Raw genomic sequence first — 22,525 nt, 5'->3', positions numbered from 1 at the left:
ACTATGAAGCGCACAATCATAGCTGTTTCGGTTGCGGCCGCATTAACATTACCTACTGCGCTAGCGCAAACCAATGAGCGCAGTAGTGCCGAAGAGTTGCAGCAACTGCTCAACCAAATCGAACAACTTAAACAACGTGTTCTTGACCTTGAGCAACGCGTTGCGCAAGAAGATAGTTCATCGGAACCAGTCGATGAAGACCAGCAAGAAGAGTTTGCGCCGCGCCGTGAAGTGAAGAGCTCGGCATTGGCTGCACGCGTTGAACGTTTAGAAGAAGACCTGGAGAATGCAGAAAATGACCCAATTCGAATTGGCGGTGCGGTTCGTACGCAATATGTTTGGGAAGACTATAACGATCCGATAAAAGATCGTGGCGGTGATTTCGATTTCGATTTAATTCGTCTCGATTACAGTGGCGAAATTGGTGATGTTGTTTTATCAGCTCAATATCGTTGGTTCCAATATATGGACGTAGTGCAGCACGCCTGGGTTGGCTACAACTTCACCGAAAACTGGCAGGGCCAACTTGGTGTCACCAAGGTGCCATTTGGCAATACGCCTTATAATTCGAACAGTTATTTCTTTAGTTCTAACTTCTATGTTGGGCTTGAGGATGACCACGATATGGGCGCCAAAATGCGGTATCGCGATGCCGACTGGGATTTCGATATAGCTTTTTTCAAGTCGGATGAACTTGGTGGTGCGGATGGCTTAGCTACCAATAAATCTGATCGTTATGCGTACGATGCCGTCGGGCTGAGAGTTGCCGGTGAGGGCACGTATGATAATCCAGCAGCACTGGCGGCAGAAACGAATAGCTGGGCAGTGCGTGGCGTTCGAAAGTGGACCATGGATGAACTTAGTTCGGCCGAGTTCGGCGCGTCATTGCAATGGGGCGACATGAACGATGGCATTGATAATGTTGGTGAACGTTCAGCTTGGGCAGTGCATGGGCTTTATAACTATGATCGCTGGACCTTTATGGGACAAGTGTCCCAGTATGACTACGACATGGACGTATCAGATATAGGTATTGTCGTTGGTGCCTACAACTACTTTGATACGATACCGAGCAAGGCAACACTCTATACGGCGAATATTGCATACAGCATGCCAGTAAAATGGGGGCCTGTGACCAACTTAACGTTTTACAACGATTTTAGTTTGATGACGGATAAGCGTTTATACACTGAAGACACCCTCATGAATGTGCTTGGTTTTGCGGTCGCTGCAGGTGGGTTATATACCTATTTTGATTTGGTAACCGCCAGAAATCAGCCGTTTGTAGGTGGCTCTATGAGTGGTGATGCGAAAGACACCAACACGCGATTCAACATCAATATAGGCTATTATTTTTAAGTAAAAATGAGTACAGTGGCCTTATTCAAACAGTTGTTTAAGTTGAGGTCACTGTGCCAATGAAATACCCCCATTTATTTCAGCCACTTGATTTAGGTTTTACCCAACTCAAGAACCGTGTGCTCATGGGTTCCATGCATACCGGTTTAGAAGAGGAAAAAAACGGTTTCGATAAGCTGGCGGCTTTTTATGCAGAACGTGCAAAAGGCGGTGTCGGGCTTATCGTTACGGGTGGCATTAGTCCGAATTTCCGCGGACGGGTGAGCCCTTTCGGTAGTGAACTCAGCAGACCTTGGCATGTCGCGAAGCATCGCAAAGTGACGGAGGCCGTGCATGCAAACGGCGGCAAAATATGTATGCAAATTCTGCATACTGGTCGGTACGCATACCACCCGTTTTCTGTCGCACCAAGTAAAATCAAGGCACCAATTAACCCTTTTAAACCGAAGGCAATGAGCGAACGCCAAATCCTCACAACCATTCGACATTTCACGCGTGCCGCAAAGTTGGCTCAAAAAGCAGGCTACGATGGCGTTGAAGTGATGGGTTCTGAGGGCTATTTAATCAATCAGTTTATTTGCCCAAGAACCAACAAGCGCACCGATAGATGGGGCGGTTCGTTTGAGAATCGCAGCCGTTTGGCGCTGGAAATCATTAAGGCAATTCGCGCTGCTGTTGGTGAAAAATTTATTATTGTTTACCGTTTATCTATGCTCGATTTGGTGCCAGAAGGCAACACGTATGATGAAGTGATCGCACTAGGTAAAGCAGTTGAAAAGGCGGGTGTGACTATTATAAATAGCGGTATTGGTTGGCACGAAGCGCGTGTACCGACCATCGTCACTTCAGTGCCACGCGCTGCATTTAGTTGGATTACGGCGAAAGTACGTAAAGAATTGTCGATTCCGGTGGTTGCAGTCAACCGGATTAACACACCAGAGGTTGCTGAAAAAATACTTGCCGATGAAGAAGCCGATATGGTTTCGATGGCTCGGCCGTTGCTGGCGGATGCCAACTTCGTTAATAAAGCTGAGCGCGACCAAGCGGATAGAATCAATACCTGTATTGCTTGTAATCAGGCTTGTCTTGACCATGTGTTTGAAAATAAACGTGCCAGCTGTTTGGTTAATCCACAGGCATGCTATGAAAGCGAGTTAGTATTTACTCCGGTGCCGCAACCGAAAAAGATTGCCGTGGTTGGTGCTGGGCCAGCAGGGCTAGAGTTTGCATGCCGTGCCGCAGAGCGCGGCCATGAAGTGCATTTATTTGATGCCGCCGCAGCTATTGGTGGCCAGTTTAACTATGCCAAGCAAATTCCAGGCAAAGAAGAGTTTCATGAAACCATTCGTTACTTCAAAAATCGCCTTGTGGACTGCGGTGTGACAGTTCACCTCAATACCCGACAGAGCGCAGCGAGCTTGGTTGCCGGTGGGTTTGACGAGGTGGTTCTGGCAACGGGTGTGGTACCGCGGCAACTTGACATTCCAGGAATAGATTCTGACAACGTGTTGGGCTATTTAGATGTGTTGCGTGACCATAAGCCGGTTGGTAAAAAAGTCGCACTTATCGGTGCCGGAGGTATTGGCTTTGATGTGGCTGAATACATAACCACAGAACAGTCGCCTACATTAAATGTTCAGGAATGGTCCGAGATTTGGGGTGTTGATGAAAGTTACGAAGCGCGTGGTGGTTTGAAGCCACAAGCCGAGGAACATAGCCCGCGTGAAGTTTGGTTGTTACAGCGAAAAACTTCAAAGGTAGGCGCCGGACTCGGTAAAACCTCAGGGTGGGTACACCGCGCCACATTGAAGAAAAAAGGCGTCGAAATGATAGCCGGCGTGAGCTACAAACGCGTTACCGATAACGGACTTTGGATAGAAATTGACGGTAAAGAACAGTTGTTAGAAGTGGATACAATTGTGGTTTGCGCAGGGCAGGTGCCACAACGTGAGTTGTTCCAGGCTCTTGAGCAGCAGGGCGTATCCGTCCACTTGATAGGTGGTGCTGATGTAGCAGCCGAGCTTGATGCCAAACGCGCGATTCGTCAGGGCGCAGAACTTGCAGCAGCTATTTGATATGACACAGCAATACGATTTACATTGCCACAGTTACTATTCCGACGGCGCACTAAGCCCAGCGGACTTGGTGAGCCGCGCGCACGAATTCGGTGTCAGCCATTTGGCGTTAACTGATCATGACTCAATTGCCGGATTAGCTGAAGCGCGCCAGGCGATCACTGCGCAAAACAGCCCGTTAAAGCTAATTTCTGGCACGGAAATAACTTGTCGCTGGGAGCAGTTCGAGGTGCACTTGGTGGCGCTCAACTTTGATGAACAGGCGCCGAGTATTGTTGAATTATTAAGTGTGCAACAGCAGCGTCGTCGTGAGCGTTATCAAGCGATGGTTGCGAAGCTTCACAACGCGGGCATTGACGTGCAGCCGCCGCTGGCGCAAGCGATGACTATGCCAACTCGAAAACATTTAGCCGATGCGTTAGTAGAAGGTGGCTGGGTGAGTTCGTTCGAGACGGCATTCCGGCGTTATCTCGGCAAAGGGCAGCAGGCTTACATTGCGACTGAGTGGGTTTCGTTAGCTGACGCTGCTGCAAGTGTAAAAGCTGCGGGAGGTGTAAGTGTTATTGCGCACCCGCATGCATATCAGTTGAGCAACAAGTGGCTGCGACGATTACTGCATGAGGCAAAAGCAGCGGGCGTTGATGGTGTTGAAGTTGCCATTGGTACACAAGCACCTGGCCAACGGGAAGCACTGGCGACCTTTGCTGAAGAAATCGGCTTGCTGGCCTCTGTAGGTTCCGATTTTCACTACCCAGCCCGCTGGCGTGAATTGGGTAAAAACCTTTGTCTACCTGAGCGCTGTGTGCCAATATGGACGAAATGGTCATAATAAGACTAGGTATAACGGGACATTACATAGCTTTATGAGCCAATATTTCAGTATACATTCAGAAAATCCGCAAAAGCGTTTAATTCAACAAGCAGCCGAGATTATTTTAAAGGGCGGCGTTGTCGTGTATCCGACAGATTCTGGTTATGCCATTGGCTGTCGTATTGGTGACAAAAATGCCATGGAGCTCATTTGTCGTATTCGAAATATCGATAAAGATCATAACTTTACACTGATGTGTCGCGATCTCTCTGAATTATCTATCTATGCGCGAGTCGACAATCCAGCCTTTCGATTATTAAAAAACAACACGCCTGGTGCATATACATTTATTCTAAAAGGTACCAAAGAGGTACCGCGTCGCTTGTTGAATCCTAAGCGCAAAACAATTGGTATTCGTGTGTCTGATGACCCGATTGTAATGGCCTTGCTCGAAGCTTTGGGAGAGCCATTAATGTCAACCAGCTTGATTCTGGATGACAATGAATTCGCAGAATCAGACCCTAACGAAATTCGCGAAAGATTAGAGCGCCAAGTCGATTTAATCATTGATGGCGAGCACCGTGCTGAAGAACAAACCACCGTCATCGACCTCGCGGATGATGTTGTAAAAGTAGCGCGCCAAGGGGCTGGGGACGTTTCACCTTTTGTGGATCAGTAACCTACATGAGCTCGGCTGACGCAAGCACCCCGCAACAACAATCACTGCCACTGGGCTTTGTTCGTGGTGAACCGGTTATTGATAAGCCGGAAGATCTTTATATTCCGCCTGACGCACTTGAACTTATCTTAGAGAGCTTTTCGGGGCCGATGGATCTGCTGCTGTATCTGATTCGTCGACAAAAACTCGATATTGTTGATTTGCCGATTCTACCGATTACTCGCCAGTACATGGAATACGTTGAGATGATGAAAGATCTCAAACTTGAGCTGGCGGCCGATTATCTGGTTATGGCGGCAATGTTAGCCGAAATAAAAAGTCGCATGTTATTACCACGCCCTCCTGCTGAAGATGAGGAAGAGCACGATCCGCGCGCAGAGTTGGTGCGACGGTTGCAAGAATATGAATCAATCAGACAGGGTGCCCAACATTTTGACGCGATGCCGCAAACAGGACGGGATAATTTCGTGGCACAAGCCATGACCGACGCGCAAGAGCTCATTGAACAACACTTACCTGAAGTGGCTTTAGCTGAGTTAGCATTGGCATTTAGCCAAGCTTTAGCACACGCTAAATTACAAAACCACCATCAAGTGCAACGGGAGAAATTATCCACACGTGAGCGCATGAGCCGCATCTTGGATTTATTGCAAAGCAACCAGCGGTTGCGATTCGCAGATATTTTTGAACCAAGTGAGGGTAAAGCGGGTGTTGTTGTTAGCTTTTTGGCTATTTTAGAACTGGTGAAAGAAGCGTTGATTGAGGTGGTTCAAGTTGACGCTTTTAGTGAGATTCATGTCACGAACCGTGAGCAAATTTATGCAGACTCCACAACTTAAGCAAGCTATTGAAGCACTCCTCTTTGTTGCTGAGCAGCCATTAACTGAAACGCAGTTATTTGAGCATTTTAGCGAAGAAAGCATTAGCCGCAAGCAACTCAAAGAAGTTCTGAGCGAGTTGCAAAGTGATTACCAAGAACGTGGTGTTCAATTAACCTTAGTTGCCTCAGGTTATCGATTTCAGACGCGCGCGGAATTGGGTGGTATAATAAGCCGTTTGTGGCAAGAAAAACCGCCACGTTATTCGCAGGCGTTACTTGAAACCCTGGCATTAATTGCCTATCGCCAGCCGATAACTCGGGGTGATATTGAAGAGATTCGTGGTGTAAGCGTAAGCTCGAACATTATGAAGACACTGCAAGAACGTGGTTGGATAAAAGTGGTTGGGCACCGTGAAGTACCAGGGCGCCCGCAGCTTTACGCGACAACAAATGAGTTTTTAGACTATTTTAGTTTACAAGATTTATCTGAATTACCGGCTATTCCTGAGGCGCCTGAAAAGGTTTCACCGAAAGGGGCTGCCGTTCAAACAACCGCTGAGACAGCGACAAATACAGAGTAATACCCATGAGTGAAAAGTTACAAAAAGTACTAGCCCGTTCAGGTCATGGCTCTCGCCGCGAACTTGAGACAATGATTGCGGCTGGTCGCGTGAGCGTGAATGGTCAAGTTGCCAGTTTAGGTGAGCGAATTGACAGTAATGCGGTGGTTCGAATTGACGGCCGCGAAGCCAGTATTAAACAGCCCGAAGATGTGGTGTGCAGAGTACTGATGTACCACAAACCGGAAGGTGAACTTTGCACTCGCAAAGACCCTGAAGGGCGGCCCACCGTTTATGATCGCTTGCCACGCATGCAAGGTTCACGATGGGTTGCTGTTGGTCGACTTGATGTGAACACATCAGGTTTGCTGTTGTTCACCACCGATGGTGAACTTGCCAACCGCTTAATGCACCCCGGGCATGAAATTGAGCGTGAATATTCGGTCCGCATATTTGGTGAAGTGACTGACGAAATGATGCGCAAACTCAAGCAGGGTGTGCAGCTCGAAGATGGTCCAGCATCATTTAAAGAAATTAAACGTGGCGGTGGCGAAGGCATGAACCAATGGTTTCGTGTCATGTTAACCGAGGGACGCAATCGAGAAGTTCGTCGTTTGTGGGAATCCCAAGGGGTTCAAGTTAGTCGTTTGATTCGCGTTCGTTACGGAAATATCAAGCTTGAGCAAGGTTTGCCGCAAAGTGGTTGGGGTGAACTGCCGATTAAAGAAATCAATTATCTACGCGAGCTTGTTGGCTTGCCGGCGGAAACGCGAACGTTCGTTGATCCGCGCCAAGGTGAATCACGGCAAAAGCGTTATTCACGTGCGCGTCGCGTGAACGCACAAAAACTGCAGCAACGTGGTCAAAGTGCGCCAACAGCAGATCAAGCACAGCCTGTAACAGGTAAACCTGATCCACGTAAGAAAAATGACCAATCGCGACCAAAGTCGCGTAAACCAGGTGATCGCGAGCGGCCTGATTCACGGTCCACGGACCAACGTAAACCGGATGGGCGTAAACCCAATGAACGTAAGCCGGCGACACGTAAACCGAAAGAACGCAAAGCAACTGGGCGCAAACGCACGCGCACATGAGCTTAATCGCTGACTGGCGCTTAGCCGGGCCGCTGCTTAGTTTATGGCCGTTTAGAGATGATGTTTGGCGTGAGCAGGGGAAACCTGCTCAACGCCAGCTAATTGCCTTTTGGGAGATGCTCTCACCGCACTATCCGATGCTTATCGGCGTTCATCCAGAGCAGTTCACGTCGGCGCGCAAGAAACTTCCTCACGCAGTAAAAACCCTCACGTTACCCTATAACGATGCATGGCCTCGTGATATCGGGCCGCTCTGGTGCCAAACAGAAAATGGGCAAGTTACAGCGCATAGTTTTGCTTTTTCAGCATGGCATGGGCTCTATCCTAATTGTGAGGATGACCAAGCTTTTGCGGCGAAATTAGCAGGGCGATTGCAAGTGCCATGTGCAACCCATAATTTTGTATTTGAAGGTGGTGCTATCGCTACGGACGGCCAGGGCACCGCAGTTGTTCACGGCGTGAGTGTCGCGCGAAATAATAGCTACCTGTCTCGCGTACAGCAGGGGCAACAGATAAGTCAGCCGCTAGGTATTGACCAAATTTATTGGCTTGATTTCGCGAACCCCGCAGATGAAACCGGCGGGCATACCGACAATCAGGTTCAATTTCTTAATGAAGATACGCTTGTCGTGAGTATGCCCAGTGCGCCAGGGGAGCTATTCGACGCATATCAGCGACAGCTTGAGCAAATCCGCGAGTGGCGCAACACACAAGGGCGCACATATAACGTGGTGGTGTTGCCGCAGCCAGCACCAATTGTTCCAGATATTAATGAATTTACTTCTGTGCGGCGGGTACACGGTGTTTTTGAGCGTGGAAAGGCACCGATGCTGGCAAGCTACGTTAATTTTGTGCGTGTTGGAGACTGCGTTGTGGTGCCTCAATTCCGTTTGGATAGCGATTACGAGGCAGTTCGAACTCTGCAAGTTGCGGCGCCCAAACTGCAAATAATTGCCGCACCCGCCGACGAATTTATGAAGGCCGGCGGTGCACTGCACTGTATGACTCTGCCGCTACCAGCTGCGGCCAACAACTTACTCTAGTTGATAGGTCACCTGCACCTGAGCTCGTATTTTATTGGTACCTGGCAAACTCACATCCGCAGCTTGTTGCATACGCATGGTCGCTTCATAACGCACAGGTGTTTGACTACTTTCCTGAATTTGTAGCACATCAACCACTGCGCTGTTGGCAGCACGTGCCATTTTGTCCGCTTTCGCCCGTGCATTGACAACGGCTTGTTCGAGCACTTGTTGGTATAGGGCTTCGGTTTCGCTCACCAAAAATTCAGAGTTAAGAATATGCGTAGCACCAACCTCTAGCGCTTGATTGATTATCGTATCGTAGTTCGACACTTGGCGAAGCAGCACGCTTACCTGACGGGTGGCGGTATAGCCGCGTTGAAGTCGTTCACCATCTTTATAATCGTAACGAGGCGATGCATTAATTTGATAGGACCTGATATCCCGATCATCAATTTGCTGTTCGCGCAAAAATGTTATGATTGCGGCCGTGGTGGTATCAATTTCTTGCTTGAGTAAGGTTAGATCTTGCCCCTCGCGATTGATACTTAAATTAATATTTACCTGGTCGGGTTCAACCTCAATGTCGGCATGACTCGAAACTGTCAGCGTGCGAGGTTCTTGAGTTATTGGTTGGCAAGCAGCTAGAGTTAAGCAACCGATTAGCAGAATTGACATTTTACGAGCAGTCATAACACCTCCATGGGGTGAATGTAAGTAGGTGCAAATGGAACATGAAAACAATATACAGCAAGCGGAGGAGGTTTTGATACGCCTCCTTGCGCGTCGCGAACACAGTGCTCGCGAATTGCACCAAAAACTAAAGCAACGAGGCTTTGACCACAGTACCATAGACTTGGTTCTTAAAAAGGCACAAGAACATGGTTGGCAGTCGGATGAACGCTTCGCCCATGTGTGGGTTCGAACGTGTATAGCACGCGGTGACGGGCTAAGGAAAATATCCGCTCAAGCGCCCCAAAAAGGTATTCCCGCGGATCTAATTGAGCTGGTTTTGAAGCACGAACAACCGGACTGGAATGAGGCTTGTTATCAACGGTTGATTAGAAAGTTCGGCGAAATGCCAGCAGTTGATAAGAAGCAACGCGATAAAATTATGCGCCATTTATTACAACGCGGGTTTAGTTTCGAAGTAATAAATCACGCCCTTGAACGCCAAGCTAAAGCCTTTGCAGACTAGTCGTCGTGAATCTTTCATGGTAGCATTTTGCCCTATCTTTAGTCATAAACTAACCCCAAACGTCGTAGGAAGTAGTCCATGCAAATGACCAGTGCGGAAATTCGTGAAGCGTTTCTCGCGTTCTTCGCTGAAAAGGGCCATCAACGGGTTCCATCAGCATCTTTAATCCCTGGCAATGATCCAACCTTGCTGTTTACCAATGCAGGTATGGTGCCGTTTAAAGATGTGTTTTTAGGTGATGAGCAACGTGATTACAGCCGTGCGACGTCATCGCAGCGCTGCTTGAGAGCCGGCGGAAAGCATAACGACCTTGAAAATGTAGGTTACACAGCTCGCCACCACACGTTTTTTGAAATGTTGGGTAATTTTAGTTTTGGCGATTACTTTAAGCGCGAAGCGATTCAATATGCGTGGGAATATCTGACGGATGTGTTGCAGTTACCGAAAGAAAAATTGTGGGTAACTGTGTTCACTGAAGATGACGAAGCATACGACATTTGGGCTAAAGAAATAGGCGTGCCGACCGATCGTATTTCACGTATTGGGGCAAAAGATAACTTTTGGGCAATGGGTGACACCGGGCCATGTGGGCCATGCTCTGAAATTTTCTATGATCACGGCGAAGAAATCTGGGGCGGCCCACCGGGAACGCCAGAAGAAGACGGTGATCGCTACATTGAAATCTGGAATTTAGTATTCATGCAATACAACCGTCAGGCAGATGGTACTTTGCTGCCATTACCAAAGCCTTCGGTTGATACCGGCATGGGGTTAGAGCGGATTGCTGCCGTATTGCAACATGTACACAGCAACTATGAAATTGACTTATTTCAAGCACTGATCAAATCAGCAGCAAGCATTATCGGTACCGATGATTTAGATAATAAGTCGCTACGCGTAATTGCTGATCATATTCGTTCATGCAGCTTCTTAATTGCTGACGGCGTACAACCTTCGAATGAGGGGCGCGGTTATGTATTGCGCCGCATTATCCGCCGTGCTGTGCGACATGGCAGCATGTTAGGTGCACGAGGCACTTTCTTTTATAAGCTTGTGGCGAGTTTGGTTGAGCAAATGGGCGACGCTTACCCTGAGCTGAAAGATAAACAGAAAGTTATTGAACAAGCGTTGCAACGCGAAGAAGAGCAGTTTGGTAAAACGCTTGAGCGCGGCCTGAATATTTTGAATGAAGCGCTCACTGAGCTTGACGGCACAGTGCTTCCAGGTGAATTGGTGTTTAAGCTGTATGACACCTTCGGATTTCCGATGGACCTTACCGCTGACATGGCACGCGAGAAAGGTTTAACCATTGACGAGGCTGGGTTTAATGAAGCAATGGAAGCGCAACGTCAACGTGCTCAACAAGCATCGAATTTTGGTGTTGATTACAACGAGCGTTTAAAGTCGAATCAGAAATCAGAATTTTTGGGATACACCGATGTTACGGGCGAAAGTGAAATTGTAGAGCTATTTGCCAATGGTGAAGCTGTTTCAGAATTACCGGCCGAAAGTAAAGGTATCGTGGTACTAACACGCACGCCATTCTATGCTGAAAGCGGCGGACAAATTGGTGATACCGGCAAGCTGATTGTGAATGGTGGCGAATTTCTAGTTGAAGACACCCAATATATCGGTAAGGCCATTGCCCACCATGGGCAAGCAGCTGCGACACTTAAAGTTGGTGACAAGGTGGCTGCTCATGTTGATTCTCACCGTCGTGAAGCCGTTAAGCGAAACCATTCAGCAACACACTTATTGCATGCTGCACTACGTAATCTTTTGGGGGAGCATGTTACTCAGAAGGGCTCACTGGTAACAGCCGAACGCTTGCGTTTTGACTTTTCACATTTCGAATCCGTAACAGCCGAGCAGCTTGATGCGATAGAGCGCCAAGTGAATGAAGAAATTTATAACAATCTTCAAGTAAGTGCGGCGGTAATGCCAATTGAGGAAGCGAAAAAAGCTGGCGCAATGGCGTTATTTGGAGAGAAATATGACGATGACGTTCGCGTGTTGCGTATGGGGGACTTCTCCATGGAGCTTTGTGGTGGTACGCATGTACGACAAACTGGCGATATTGGCGCGTTTCGCATAATTTCTGAAGCGGGTATTGCTTCAGGCGTGCGCCGAATTGAAGCCGTAACGGGCGCTGGTGCGGTTCAGTTTACCCTGCAACAACAGCAACAACTACGTCACGCAGCGAGCCTGCTTAAAACTGATGCAATGCACGTGGCTGAGCGGGTGCAACAACAAATTGATCGTAGTCGTCAGCTTGAACGTACTATAGATGAATTAAGTCAGAAAATTGCTGCACAAGCGGGTTCCGACTTAATTGGTAATGCGTTAGATATCCATGGTGTAAAAGTGGTAATCGCTGAGGTTGCTGGTGTTGAAGCCAAAGCTTTGCGAAGCATGGTTGATGATTTAAAAAATCAACTGCAGTCTGGCGTTGTTGTGTTAGGACTCGCCGCAGAAGATAAAGTCAGCTTGATTGTCGGTGTAACGAACGATCTTACCGGTCGCGTTAAGGCAGGTGAGGTTGTTAATGTAGCAGCGGCGGAAGTTGGCGGTAAAGGTGGTGGCCGACCTGATCTAGCGCAAGCCGGCGGCGCAGACCCAACCAAGTTGGACAATGCACTCAGTGCAGCTAAAACGAAGTTGGAAGCATTATTGCGATAGATAGCGCGATGATACGGATAGTTTGGATGATGTGCGGGTGTACTGACAGCAGTTCCTTGTTAGAATGTCCGTGCTTATTCGGGTTTCGGTGAATAAGTGCGCAATAAAGTAGTGATTGTTATAACAATTGTGATATATTCATTGAGGCGAAAAATAACAGGCTGATGGTGCGGGAATGATCTATACTGAACCGCATGGGACACAGAAGTAGGGAAGGAGTAGGCTAATGTTGATCTTAACCCGCAGAGTGGGTGAGACCTTGATGATAGGCGATGAGGTCACAGTCACTGTATTGGGTGTAAAAGGGAATCAGGTGCGTATCGGGGTAAATGCACCAAAAGATGTCTCTGTTCACCGTGAAGAAATTTACATGCGTATTCAAGCTGAGCACCAAGACAGCGAGAAACCAGAAGACAAAGAATGATTTTGCAAAAAAGCTGACCCGACGAGGTCGGCTTTTTTGATCTAAGCGTGCGTTAAGTGAAGTTACCGATTCCGCTTATTTATCTCAAAATGGACGGTTGTGCCGGAATTTTGTCCGAGATGTTTAAAATTCCCACAAACAAACACCAATTTCCAAAAAATCGTTTGACATATTTTTCAAGGTCGCTAGAATTCATCGCCACAAGTAAGCGGTGAGGTGGCCGAGAGGCTGAAGGCGCTCCCCTGCTAAGGGAGTATAGGGTTTGTAGCTCTATCGAGGGTTCGAATCCCTCCCTCACCGCCATTTGTCAACAACGCACTCGTAGCTCAATTGGATAGAGTACTCGGCTACGAACCGAGCGGTTGGAGGTTCAAGTCCTCCCGAGTGCGCCATTTGTTGACAATAACACCTGATATACGCACTCGTAGCTCAATTGGATAGAGTACTCGGCTACGAACCGAGCGGTTGGAGGTTCAAGTCCTCCCGAGTGCGCCATTTCTTGAAAATACCCCTGCAGTTCTATCGTTTTTATTTATACCCTCTATTTTTCAGCTAAACCCTCCAGCTAAATTAGTTGTGTTATCCTTATGTTCATTTAGGATTAAAAATAAACAACTACGAAGCAGGCGGTTTATGACAGATCTATTCTCAGAAGCCTTCACAATTATGGTAACCGGGATGGTTACCGTGTTCGTGTTTCTCTCTCTGTTGCTTGGTGCAATGGCATTGTTGCGGCTTATCGCCGATGCCCCTGAGCCAGCGGTTGGTGGCAGTTCATCGGCGCAGGAACCCACTCCTGCCCAACTCGCCGCTATAACCGCTGCAATTCATCAGTATCGCCGCAAATAAACCATTCAGAATTAAGTAAGGAGCGCTTGAATGACAAAGAAGCCACTGCAACTCACTGAACTCGTATTACGCGACGCCCATCAATCGTTATTAGCAACACGTATGCGGTTAGACGACATGCTACCGATTGCTGAGCAGCTTGATAACATGGGCTACTGGTCAATGGAGTCATGGGGCGGTGCGACCTTCGACGCCTGCATTCGTTATTTAGGGGAAGACCCTTGGGAGCGCATTCGAGAACTTAAAAAAGCGATGCCCAAAACGCCACAACAAATGCTCTTGCGGGGACAAAACTTATTAGGTTATCGTCATTATGGTGACGACGTGGTACGCCGGTTTGTGGAACGTGCAAAAGAGAATGGCGTGGATGTTTTTCGTATTTTCGATGCAATGAATGATGTCCGTAACCTTAAAACCGCAATTAAAGCCGCGAAAGACGTCGACGGCCATGCACAAGGCACGATGTCGTACACGGTGAGCCCAGTTCACACCTTAGACAAGTGGTTGGACATGGCGAAGGAACTCGAGGCGTTAGGCTGCGATTCACTGTGTATAAAAGACATGGCTGGCCTATTACGCCCCGAGCCGGCTTTTGAATTGATTAGCGCGTTAAAGAAAACCGTAGATATACCGATTGCCATGCAATGTCATGCAACCACAGGTTTAAGCACTGCCACGTATCAAAAAGCAATAGATGCCGGTATCGACATGCTCGATACCGCAATTTCGTCAATGAGCATGACTTATGGGCACTCAGCAACCGAAACCATTGTGGCAATGACTGAGGGAACGGAACGTGACACCGGGCTCGAGCTGGAAAAGTTAGAGAAAATTGCGAGTTATTTTCGTGAAGTTCGTAAAAAATATGCACAATTTGAAGGTTCACTGAAAGGTATTGATGCACGTATTCTGATTGCACAGGTGCCAGGCGGAATGTTGACCAATATGGAAGGGCAACTTAAGGAACAAGGTGCACTGGATAAGTTTGAAGAAGTTCTGAAAGAGATTCCGCGCGTGCGTGAAGATCTTGGCTTTATTCCGTTAGTTACCCCAACCTCGCAAATTGTAGGCACGCAAGCGGTGTTGAATGTGCTGAGTGGCGAGCGTTACAAATCTATTTCAAAAGAAACGCGTGGTGTATTGCGTGGTGAATACGGTGCTACCGCAGCACCGGTGAATAAAGAATTGCAGAAGCGCGTATTAGATGGTGACGAACCAATTACGGTACGCCCGGCTGACTTAATCGACAATGAACTGGATAGTCTGACTAAAGAGCTCAAACAAAAAGCGAAAGATGAAGGTATCAAATTAGCAAATAGCGAAGTCGATGACGTACTAACCTATGCATTGTTTCCGCAAATTGGTTTGAAATTTTTGAAAAATCGAGGAAACCCAGACGCCTTTGAGCCGGTTCCTACGGGTCAAGAAAATGAAACGAAAACATCATCAACCAATTCTTCTGGCACAAACGAGACGAATGGCTCGGGTGTATATGATGTGAAAGTAGATGGTAAATTATTTACTGTTGAAGTAGCTCCTTCCGGACAAATTGTTTCAGCAACAACTAACGCGTCAGCACCAAAGTCTTCGTCAGCTGGCGCAGTGCACGAAGTAAAGGCGCCGCTAGCGGGCAACGTTTTCAAGGTTCAGGTTAAGCAAGGTCAAGCGGTGAAAGCCGGGGATGTGCTAATTATTCTTGAGGCCATGAAGATGGAAACTGATATTAAAGCCGAACACGATGGAGTTGTCGCAGCGTTACAGACCAAAGAAGGTGATAGCGTGAATGTGGGTGACGTTTTGTTGAACTTGGAGTAGTTGCACATGGACCGTTTGATACTGCTTTGGGAGAGCACCGCCATTGCTGCCTTCACTTGGGGTGAGGCGGTAATGATGCTGGTTGGCGCGCTACTGCTCTATTTGGCTATTCACAAAAAATTCGAACCGTTATTGCTATTGCCGATTGGTTTCGGAGCGATTCTTGCGAACATTCCCCAAGCCGGCTTCACTGATCCCGGCGGGCTGCTCTATTACGTTTATTATGTTGGTATTGAAACGGGTGTTTTTCCGCTGCTGATATTTATGGGCGTTGGCGCCATGACGGATTTTGGGCCATTGCTTGCGAACCCTCGAACATTGTTACTGGGTGCGGCAGCACAATTCGGGATTTTTGCGACCTTGCTGGGCGCAATTGCCTTAAACTCCATACCAGGGTTTGAATTCAGCATGGCTGATGCTTCGGCAATCGCAATTATCGGCGGTGCCGATGGTCCGACAGCAATATTCCTTGCGTCAAAATTAAGCCCCGACTTACTCGGAGCCATTGCTGTTGCAGCCTATTCTTATATGGCGTTGGTGCCAATAATTCAGCCGCCAATCATGAAGCTGTTAACTACCAAAGCTGAACGCGGAATTCAAATGGAGCAATTGCGTCCAGTGGGGCGCAAGGAAAAAATTCTATTCCCGCTGGCGGTACTGTTTCTGACGCTACTGTTTTTACCGACAGCAACGCCGTTGGTTGGTATGTTTTGTCTTGGTAACTTGATGCGTGAAGCGGGTGTCGTTGACCGACTAAGTAAGACCGCACAGAACGAATTAATCAATATTGTAACGATATTTCTTGGTTTGGCGGTTGGCTCGAAGCTTTCTTCGGGCGAGTTTTTATCGTTACAAACATTGGGTATTCTTGGTTTAGGTGCTGTTGCGTTCGGTATTGGCACGGCATCGGGCGTATTAATGGCAAAAGTCATGGCCAAATTTAGCAAGCAACCCATCAATCCGCTGATTGGTGCTGCAGGCGTTTCTGCTGTGCCGATGGCTGCTCGTGTGGTGAATAAAGTTGGGCTGGAAGCTAATCCGCAAAACTTCCTATTAATGCATGCTATGGGGCCGAATGTGGCCGGTGTGTTGGGGAGTGCAGTTGCAGCTGGTATCCTATTAGCCTTAGTTGGCTAATTTTGCGCACGCAGCGAGTGGCTAATCGGGCTTAACGTCCGGTTAGCCAAAGCAGCACGGTGTAAGCAACAGCAATAAATACACTAAATACAGCAATGTAGATGAACCCCTTCAATCCTTGGCGCATACTCCAGCCGTTTAGCCGAAGATATACAAACCAGACAACGCTTAATATCAGCGGAATTAAAAATAGAAATCTCGTCATTATTGCTTCCCTGTGGTGTGTTGGCGTTGTTGCCAGAGAACAAGATCGGCGACAGCTTGCCGAGCCTGCTCCAGCATTGGGTCAAGTCGCGTAATATGGTCTGCGACTTCATCCACTGCGCCGCTAGCCATGCTTCTTTCGAGTTGTGCAGCGATATTTGATAACTTGATTAATCCCAAATTTGCCGCTGCACCCTTCAATGAGTGGAAGAAACGCTTTGCTTGGTCGTGCTGACCTTTTGAAAGAAACTCTACGATTTGCTGCGGTGCTTGGTGATAATCACTATACAAGCGTTCTATTAAGCTTTGATATAGCGCCACGTTGTGCCCAAGACGGTCCAGCGCATTATCGAAATCAATGTCACTATGATTGGGATAATTTCGAACCACGGCTGGTTTGTCGTGCACGGATACCGTGGAAGTTTGCTCACGTTGATAATCGCCACGAACACACCACTTCTCGAGCGCTTGAATGAGCACCTGTTCATCAATAGGTTTACTAATATGGTCTTGCATACCTGCACTGTGCGAACGCTCGATATCGTCACTACTGCTGTTTGCTGTCATCGCAATTATGGGTAATTGCTGGTAGGAATAATGCCCGCGTATCTTTTCGGCTGCAGTAAGTCCATCCATGACTGGCATCTGAATATCCATTAACACTAAGGCATAATTTTTTGCCAACACCATGGCGAGCGCTTCTTCGCCATTTCGAGCCACATCAACTTGCATGCCTGCATGTTGTAGCATTTCTCGTGCAATGATTTGATTGATGTCATTATCTTCAACCAATAACACTGGTGCACTGCAAATCTCTTTTAAGCGGTTATTACTTGGCATTGCTTGTCTATCAGTACTGATGGACAGCGCTGAGCATAGCACGCGTACCAACGCCGAGCTGGTATATGGCTTAACAATATAGTCAGCCACCCCAATCGACTGAGCCTGCTCAATCATGTCTTTAGCGTGATAATTGGTTGCGAGTATTAATTTCGGCGAACTTGTGTCATGTTTCGAAAGTACTTCCTGACAGAACTCCAATCCGCTGATGCCAGGTAGTTGCCAGTCTACAATGGCGGCATCAAAAGGTTGCTGATCAAGCTGTTTCAGGCCTTCCTCGGCAGTGCGGCAGGTTTGTATATCGACATTGTAGCTGCGTAACAATTCAGTCAGCATTTCGCGCGTAGTTAAGTTATCTTCAATGGCCAAAACTCGTTTGTTTTGTAAGCGTTTGATCAGTGCGTCGCGGTTCGACAAGTCCTGATTCTGTTGAATCGGTAACCGCAGTTCGAGAAAGAAAGTTGAGCCCTGTCCAACACTGCTGGTTACGCCTAAGCCATGCTTATTCATAATTTTCACAATGCGTTGACTGATGGCGAGACCTAAGCCGGTGCCGCCGAATTTCCGGGTGGTGGAGGTGTCAGCCTGAGTGAAAGCATCAAATAAACGAGCCCGTTGCGCTTCGTCCATACCGATACCCGTATCCGTTACTGAAAGACGCAGAAACACATCACCGTCATCGACATCCAATAATGTAACCGAAACAACAATTTCACCATCTTCAGTAAATTTGATGGCGTTGCTGACCAGGTTTACCAACACCTGATTAAGCCGCAGAGGATCACCAATTAATCGTGTTGGAATGTTGGTTGGTAAGTTAATAATAAATTCTAGGTTTTTATCGTATGCACGATAGGCAAACATGTCAGCAAGGTTGGCCAAAACCTCTTCAAGGTCAAACGGAATCGCCTCTATACTGAGCTTGCCAGCTTCTATCTTGGCAAAATCGAGCATGTCGTTGACAATTCCCAGTAAGATTCGCGATGAGCTCTCAATAGATTTTAAGTAGCTGCGTTGTTGTTCGTCGAGGTTGGTTTTTAGGGTGAGTTGCGTCATCCCTAAAATAGCATTGATTGGCGTACGAATTTCGTGACTTACATTGGCGAGAAATTCACTTTTTGTTTGATTTGCGGCAGCTGCAGCTTTAATTTCTTTTTCGCGAGCGGCCATAGTCATGGACTTAGCCGTGGCGATATCGTCTGGGTTCAACCGACGATATATTTTATAGAATAGTTCTGCCAAGCCTTTTCGCAGTTGCATGGATTGCCTCAAGACCAATATAAGATAGTCATTTAATTGTCTATCATGCCATGCAAGTAGTGTTTAGCCAATGCTAAACACTGATCGACTAACATGGACTAAAAGGTTATAAACCAGTAATATTTCGCGATAACTAATGGCTCGACGATATAAGGCAGGATCCCATTTTGCAGTCACAATTTGCCGATGTGTTGGCAGTACTCGCCAATTCCGAGCACGTTCATATTCTACGTGACATTCACCGCGGGGTTGAACGCGAAACCTTGCGTATTACAGAAGCGGGAAAGCTTGCACCCACTTCGCATCCAGAAAAGTTAGGCTCGGCGCTTAAGCATCCGTTAATTACGACCGACTATGCCGAAACTTTAATGGAATTCATCACGCCCGTAGCCAGTGATATCAAAGTCACCGTGCAACAGCTGATGGACATCCATAAAGTAACCTATCGCGAGTTAGGTGACGAGTTACTATGGCCATTAAGTATGCCGTGCTTTGTCGGCGCGGCAGAAGATATTGTGATTGCGCAGTATGGCAAATCCCATACCGGTAGAATGAAAACTTTGTATCGGCAAGGGCTTACCTATCGCTATGGCGGCAGTATGCAAATCATTGCTGGGGTGCATTACAACTTTTCATTGCCAGATACTTTCTGGCAATTGCTAGCTGAACGCGAACAAGTTGAACTCGACCAAGACTTTATTTCGGAGCGGTATTTTCACTTAATTCGAAACTATAAACGGGTGAGCTGGCTTATTCCGTACCTATTTGGTGCTTCGCCCGCCATTTGTAAGTCGTTTCTTAAGCATACCGAAGGCAATATGACCTTTGCCGAACTGGGTAAAGGCACCGTGTACCGGCCTTATGGAACTTCGTTGCGAATGAGTGATTTAGGCTACACGAATAAAGAGCAGGCGGACCTTAAGATAACGTATAACACGCTGGACGAGTACGTGACCGGCCTACGTAGAGCGATCACAACCCCATCTACACGGTTTAGCAAAATTGGTGTTAAAGTTGATGGTGAGTATCGCCAACTGAACACCAATATTCTACAAATTGAAAATGAATTCTATTCAACTATCCGACCGAAGCGGGTAGCCCGTTCAGGTGAAACGCCTACGCAGTCACTTGAACGCAGCGGAGTTGAATATATTGAAGTCAGGGCGTTAGATGTGAATCCATTTAGCCCTGTAGGTATTACTGCTGAGCAGATGCAGCTGCTTGATGTGCTGTTGGTTTATTGCGCACTTAAACCAAGCGCTAAGCTCAGTTGGGATGAGCAGGTGATAACTGACACCAATTTTAATCGAGTTGTCATGGATGGGCGTAACCCACGTTTAACGTTACAAGACAATGGCTATGAAAGGCCCATATCGGATTGGTTAGAAGAAATATTTGCTGATTTGCAGCAAATTGCCAAAGTGATGGACACTGCACATGGTCAGCAAGATTATGTCACCGCGATTAACGAACAATATCGGTGTGTACTTAATCCAGAACTGACGTTATCAGGGCGCGTCATGGCGTACTTGATTGAGCACAATATAGACAACAGCGAGTTTGGTATGCAGCTTGCTCGGGACTATAAAAAGCAACTCGATCAGCCTTTAAAGTATTTTACCGAGGCTGAATTTGACCGTTTGCGTGAAGCTTCATTGGTTGCGCAACACGAGCTTGAGGTGGCAGACGAACACACAAGCTTTGATGATTTTTTAGAGGAGTATTTCCGACGAGCGGCTTGCCAATCGCCGGATTGTTAAAAAATGAAGTTCAAGTTTACGATTATTGCGGCAACTCTTAGTTTAGTCGGCTGCGCATCAGCACCACCGAAAGAGCCGGAAAACCTCTGTGGTATTTTCATGGAAAAACGTGATTGGTACGATGCCGCTGCAGCCATGCGCGATAAGTGGGGCGTACCAATTCAAGTTCCCATGGCCATGATGTATCAAGAGAGTTCATTTAAGCACGATGCCGTGCCACCACGGGACTATTTATTGTGGATTATCCCATGGGGGCGGGTGAGTAGTGCCTATGGTTATTCGCAAGCCAAGACGCCAACATGGGATGACTACGTTCGTGAAACAGGGAACTCATGGTCATCACGTGACGACTTTGATGACGCGCTTGATTTTATGGGATGGTTTATCTCAAAAAGTCACAAAATAAACGGTGTTTCTAAATGGGACGCTTATGCGCAATATCTCAATTATCATGAAGGATGGGGCGGCTATCAGCGTCAAACCTATCGCAGCAAACGGTGGTTAATGAATACAGCAGAGCGGGTTAAACAACGTGCCAGTCGTTATGGTGCCCAGTTGCGCACCTGTGAAGATGATTTAGAGCGTGGCTGGTTGTGGCGTTTATTCTTTGGTTAGCCTAACCGCTGTTAAGATGAGCCTGCGAAGCGCTACCTATCGGGTAGCACTCGCACCAGTTTGACTAAGTTGTCACTGCTTTCAATAACTTCAATTGCATAGCCATTAATTCGTAAACATAACGGCCGCTGCGGAATATCGCCTAGTTGTTCGATGATTAAACCGCTGACCGTTTTGGGGCCATCGGTTGGTAAGTCCCAGTTCATTTCTTTATTTAAGTCACGAATATTCGCAACACCTTCGACATGTACCGAACCATCAATTTGAACTTGGGTTGATTCGCTTGGTGCTGGCGCAATACTGGTGGTGAAATCACCCACAATCTCTTCTAAAATGTCTTCTAAAGTGACTAACCCTTGAATATCGCCGTATTCATCCACGACTAAACCAATACGTTCTTTATTGCGCTGAAACTTCAATAATTGCACGTTTAGCGGTGTGCCTTCCGGGATGTAATAAATATCCCGAGCGGCGCGGACAATTTCAGATTTATCCAAATCATTATTGTTTTTTGTCATGATTTGCATGATGTCACGTGCGTGTAAAAAGCCAACCGCGTCGTCAATTTCATTCCGGTAGAGCAATATTCTGGTGTATTGGGCCTGGCTGAGTTGTTTAACAATTGATTTCACGTCGTCCTGCACATCAATACCAGATATATCAGCGCGCGGAATCATCACGTCTTCAACTGTAACCTTCTCAAGATCCAAGATACTAATCAGCATGTCTTGGTGACTTGAAGGAATCATTGAGTTTGCTTCATTGACCACCGTTCTCAGCTCTTCTGAGCTCAGTGCATCCTGGCCAGAGGAGCCTTTCGGATTAATACCAAGTAAACGCATGAAGCTATTCGTTATAAAGTTAACTGTTGCGACGAGAGGGTAGAGCACAGTCAGCATTGGCTTTAAAACAAATGAGCTAGGAAACGCAATGCGTTCTGGGTGCAATGCCGCAATTGTTTTAGGTGTTACTTCAGCAAAGATTAGCACAACCAAGGTTAAACCAAATGTTGCGATAACGATGCCGGCATCGCCGAACCAGCGTAAGCAAATGATTGTCGCGATTGCCGAAGCAGCGATATTAACTAAATTATTACCGATGAGAATAAGACCAATTAAACGATCAGGACGGTCGAGAAGATAGAGTACGCGGTTGGCTCCAGCATTACCTTGCTGCGCGAGGTGACGTAAGCGGTAACGATTGACCGACATCATGCCGGTTTCCGAGCCAGAGAAATACGCGGAAAGAAACAATAATACCCCAAGTATGATCAGTAGGGTCGAGGTGGATATCTCGTCCAAAAAAAAGTCCTATAATTTAAAAC

Annotated in this window: 20 protein-coding genes and 3 tRNA genes; 19 read left to right on the top strand and 4 right to left on the bottom strand. The window is 47.2% G+C overall.

Features of this window, described 5'->3' with window-relative positions; translation table 11 throughout:
• Nucleotides 1-3: 3 nt before the first annotated feature.
• Genes EGC76_RS05560 through EGC76_RS05525 form a run of 8 tightly spaced genes read left to right on the top strand, consistent with a single transcriptional unit; the run spans nucleotide 4 to nucleotide 8,441 of the window.
• Complete coding sequence (locus EGC76_RS05560; RefSeq protein ID WP_128352013.1) at nucleotides 4-1,359, top strand: carbohydrate porin; 1,356 nt, start codon at nucleotides 4-6, stop codon at nucleotides 1,357-1,359.
• A gap of 59 nt (nucleotides 1,360-1,418) precedes the next feature.
• On the top strand, nucleotides 1,419-3,434 hold the full coding sequence (locus EGC76_RS05555; protein WP_128352012.1) for an NADPH-dependent 2,4-dienoyl-CoA reductase: 2,016 nt from the start codon (nucleotides 1,419-1,421) through the stop codon (nucleotides 3,432-3,434).
• Complete coding sequence (locus EGC76_RS05550) at nucleotides 3,418-4,263, top strand: PHP domain-containing protein (protein ID WP_246013909.1); 846 nt, start codon at nucleotides 3,418-3,420, stop codon at nucleotides 4,261-4,263. The genes EGC76_RS05555 and EGC76_RS05550 overlap by 17 nt, the downstream gene beginning before the upstream one ends.
• 34 nt (nucleotides 4,264-4,297) lie before the next feature.
• Nucleotides 4,298-4,924 (top strand): L-threonylcarbamoyladenylate synthase, encoded by a 627-nt coding sequence (locus EGC76_RS05545; protein ID WP_128352011.1) that lies wholly within the window; start codon nucleotides 4,298-4,300, stop codon nucleotides 4,922-4,924.
• A 5-nt stretch (nucleotides 4,925-4,929) separates the two neighbouring features.
• A complete protein-coding gene (locus EGC76_RS05540; protein WP_128352010.1) occupies nucleotides 4,930-5,763 on the top strand; it encodes a segregation and condensation protein A in 834 nt (277 codons plus the stop codon).
• A complete protein-coding gene (gene scpB, locus EGC76_RS05535) occupies nucleotides 5,744-6,325 on the top strand; it encodes an SMC-Scp complex subunit ScpB (protein WP_128352009.1) in 582 nt (193 codons plus the stop codon). Before EGC76_RS05540 ends, scpB begins: the two co-directional genes overlap by 20 nt.
• A gap of 5 nt (nucleotides 6,326-6,330) precedes the next feature.
• Nucleotides 6,331-7,398 carry a 23S rRNA pseudouridine(2605) synthase RluB gene (gene rluB, locus EGC76_RS05530; RefSeq protein ID WP_128352008.1) on the top strand — a complete coding sequence of 356 codons (1,068 nt, stop codon included), beginning with the start codon at nucleotides 6,331-6,333 and terminating at the stop codon, nucleotides 7,396-7,398.
• The gene (locus EGC76_RS05525) at nucleotides 7,395-8,441 is read left to right on the top strand and encodes an agmatine deiminase family protein (RefSeq protein ID WP_128352007.1); all 1,047 of its coding nucleotides are present in this window, start codon (nucleotides 7,395-7,397) and stop codon (nucleotides 8,439-8,441) included. Before rluB ends, EGC76_RS05525 begins: the two co-directional genes overlap by 4 nt.
• Here EGC76_RS05525 and EGC76_RS05520 read toward each other — a convergent pair.
• A complete protein-coding gene (locus tag EGC76_RS05520) occupies nucleotides 8,433-9,113 on the bottom strand; it encodes an SIMPL domain-containing protein (RefSeq protein ID WP_164876802.1) in 681 nt (226 codons plus the stop codon). The two genes, EGC76_RS05525 and EGC76_RS05520, sit on opposite strands and share 9 nt — an antisense overlap.
• 73 nt (nucleotides 9,114-9,186) lie before the next feature.
• On the opposite strand from EGC76_RS05520, the gene EGC76_RS05515 reads away from it, so the two are divergent.
• The 9 genes from EGC76_RS05515 to EGC76_RS05475 all read left to right on the top strand — a co-directional run bounded on the left by EGC76_RS05515 (nucleotide 9,187) and on the right by EGC76_RS05475 (nucleotide 16,522).
• Entirely contained in the window at nucleotides 9,187-9,618 is a 432-nt protein-coding gene (locus EGC76_RS05515) for a regulatory protein RecX (RefSeq protein WP_164876801.1), read from the top strand.
• Between the two features lie 78 nt (nucleotides 9,619-9,696).
• A complete protein-coding gene (gene alaS / locus EGC76_RS05510; RefSeq protein ID WP_128352004.1) occupies nucleotides 9,697-12,297 on the top strand; it encodes an alanine--tRNA ligase in 2,601 nt (866 codons plus the stop codon).
• 226 nt (nucleotides 12,298-12,523) lie between these two features.
• Nucleotides 12,524-12,721: a carbon storage regulator CsrA gene (gene csrA, locus EGC76_RS05505; RefSeq protein WP_128352003.1), complete on the top strand. Its 198-nt coding sequence runs from the start codon at nucleotides 12,524-12,526 to the stop codon at nucleotides 12,719-12,721.
• A 210-nt stretch (nucleotides 12,722-12,931) separates the two neighbouring features.
• A tRNA-Ser gene (locus tag EGC76_RS05500) sits at nucleotides 12,932-13,024 on the top strand.
• A gap of 12 nt (nucleotides 13,025-13,036) precedes the next feature.
• Nucleotides 13,037-13,113, top strand: a tRNA-Arg gene (locus EGC76_RS05495).
• Between the two features lie 26 nt (nucleotides 13,114-13,139).
• A tRNA-Arg gene (locus tag EGC76_RS05490) sits at nucleotides 13,140-13,216 on the top strand.
• A gap of 138 nt (nucleotides 13,217-13,354) precedes the next feature.
• Entirely contained in the window at nucleotides 13,355-13,570 is a 216-nt protein-coding gene (locus tag EGC76_RS05485) for an OadG family protein (protein ID WP_128352002.1), read from the top strand.
• 30 nt (nucleotides 13,571-13,600) lie between these two features.
• Complete coding sequence (gene oadA, locus EGC76_RS05480; RefSeq protein WP_128352001.1) at nucleotides 13,601-15,385, top strand: sodium-extruding oxaloacetate decarboxylase subunit alpha; 1,785 nt, start codon at nucleotides 13,601-13,603, stop codon at nucleotides 15,383-15,385.
• Nucleotides 15,386-15,391: 6 nt separating this feature from the next.
• Nucleotides 15,392-16,522 (top strand): sodium ion-translocating decarboxylase subunit beta, encoded by a 1,131-nt coding sequence (locus EGC76_RS05475; RefSeq protein WP_128352000.1) that lies wholly within the window; start codon nucleotides 15,392-15,394, stop codon nucleotides 16,520-16,522.
• Nucleotides 16,523-16,553: 31 nt separating this feature from the next.
• On the opposite strand, the gene EGC76_RS11895 is transcribed toward EGC76_RS05475, so the two are convergent.
• Together EGC76_RS11895 and EGC76_RS05470 are read right to left on the bottom strand one after the other, a co-directional pair.
• Complete coding sequence (locus tag EGC76_RS11895) at nucleotides 16,554-16,727, bottom strand: hypothetical protein (RefSeq protein ID WP_164876800.1); 174 nt, start codon at nucleotides 16,725-16,727, stop codon at nucleotides 16,554-16,556.
• Entirely contained in the window at nucleotides 16,727-18,826 is a 2,100-nt protein-coding gene (locus tag EGC76_RS05470; protein ID WP_128351999.1) for a response regulator, read from the bottom strand. Before EGC76_RS05470 ends, EGC76_RS11895 begins: the two co-directional genes overlap by 1 nt.
• A 167-nt stretch (nucleotides 18,827-18,993) precedes the next feature.
• On the opposite strand from EGC76_RS05470, the gene gshA reads away from it, so the two are divergent.
• Nucleotides 18,994-20,586 (top strand): glutamate--cysteine ligase, encoded by a 1,593-nt coding sequence (gene gshA, locus EGC76_RS05465; RefSeq protein ID WP_128351998.1) that lies wholly within the window; start codon nucleotides 18,994-18,996, stop codon nucleotides 20,584-20,586.
• A gap of 3 nt (nucleotides 20,587-20,589) precedes the next feature.
• Nucleotides 20,590-21,201 (top strand): transglycosylase SLT domain-containing protein, encoded by a 612-nt coding sequence (locus tag EGC76_RS05460; RefSeq protein WP_128351997.1) that lies wholly within the window; start codon nucleotides 20,590-20,592, stop codon nucleotides 21,199-21,201.
• A 32-nt stretch (nucleotides 21,202-21,233) separates the two neighbouring features.
• Here the strand turns inward: EGC76_RS05460 and EGC76_RS05455 are convergent, their stop codons facing one another.
• Nucleotides 21,234-22,502, bottom strand: coding sequence for an HlyC/CorC family transporter (locus tag EGC76_RS05455; protein WP_128351996.1), 1,269 nt, complete (start codon nucleotides 22,500-22,502; stop codon nucleotides 21,234-21,236).
• Nucleotides 22,503-22,525 lie beyond the last annotated feature (23 nt).

The organism is Pseudidiomarina gelatinasegens, from assembly GCF_004025325.1.
Lineage (GTDB): Bacteria > Pseudomonadota > Gammaproteobacteria > Enterobacterales > Alteromonadaceae > Pseudidiomarina > Pseudidiomarina gelatinasegens.
The sequence above is the reverse complement of the archived record's forward strand: the minus strand, read 5'-3'. Positions and strand labels throughout refer to the sequence as shown.

Coding starts and splice junctions, on each gene's coding strand:
- EGC76_RS05560 (WP_128352013.1), top strand. CDS start 4: ATGAAGCGCACAATCATAGCTGTTTCGGTTGCGGCCGCATTAACATTA.
- EGC76_RS05555 (WP_128352012.1), top strand. CDS start 1,419: ATGAAATACCCCCATTTATTTCAGCCACTTGATTTAGGTTTTACCCAA.
- EGC76_RS05545 (WP_128352011.1), top strand. CDS start 4,298: ATGAGCCAATATTTCAGTATACATTCAGAAAATCCGCAAAAGCGTTTA.
- EGC76_RS05540 (WP_128352010.1), top strand. CDS start 4,930: ATGAGCTCGGCTGACGCAAGCACCCCGCAACAACAATCACTGCCACTG.
- scpB (WP_128352009.1), top strand. CDS start 5,744: ATGCAGACTCCACAACTTAAGCAAGCTATTGAAGCACTCCTCTTTGTT.
- rluB (WP_128352008.1), top strand. CDS start 6,331: ATGAGTGAAAAGTTACAAAAAGTACTAGCCCGTTCAGGTCATGGCTCT.
- EGC76_RS05525 (WP_128352007.1), top strand. CDS start 7,395: ATGAGCTTAATCGCTGACTGGCGCTTAGCCGGGCCGCTGCTTAGTTTA.
- EGC76_RS05520 (WP_164876802.1), bottom strand. CDS start 9,113: ATGACTGCTCGTAAAATGTCAATTCTGCTAATCGGTTGCTTAACTCTA.
- alaS (WP_128352004.1), top strand. CDS start 9,697: ATGCAAATGACCAGTGCGGAAATTCGTGAAGCGTTTCTCGCGTTCTTC.
- csrA (WP_128352003.1), top strand. CDS start 12,524: ATGTTGATCTTAACCCGCAGAGTGGGTGAGACCTTGATGATAGGCGAT.
- EGC76_RS05485 (WP_128352002.1), top strand. CDS start 13,355: ATGACAGATCTATTCTCAGAAGCCTTCACAATTATGGTAACCGGGATG.
- oadA (WP_128352001.1), top strand. CDS start 13,601: ATGACAAAGAAGCCACTGCAACTCACTGAACTCGTATTACGCGACGCC.
- EGC76_RS05475 (WP_128352000.1), top strand. CDS start 15,392: ATGGACCGTTTGATACTGCTTTGGGAGAGCACCGCCATTGCTGCCTTC.
- EGC76_RS11895 (WP_164876800.1), bottom strand. CDS start 16,727: ATGACGAGATTTCTATTTTTAATTCCGCTGATATTAAGCGTTGTCTGG.
- EGC76_RS05470 (WP_128351999.1), bottom strand. CDS start 18,826: ATGCAACTGCGAAAAGGCTTGGCAGAACTATTCTATAAAATATATCGT.
- EGC76_RS05460 (WP_128351997.1), top strand. CDS start 20,590: ATGAAGTTCAAGTTTACGATTATTGCGGCAACTCTTAGTTTAGTCGGC.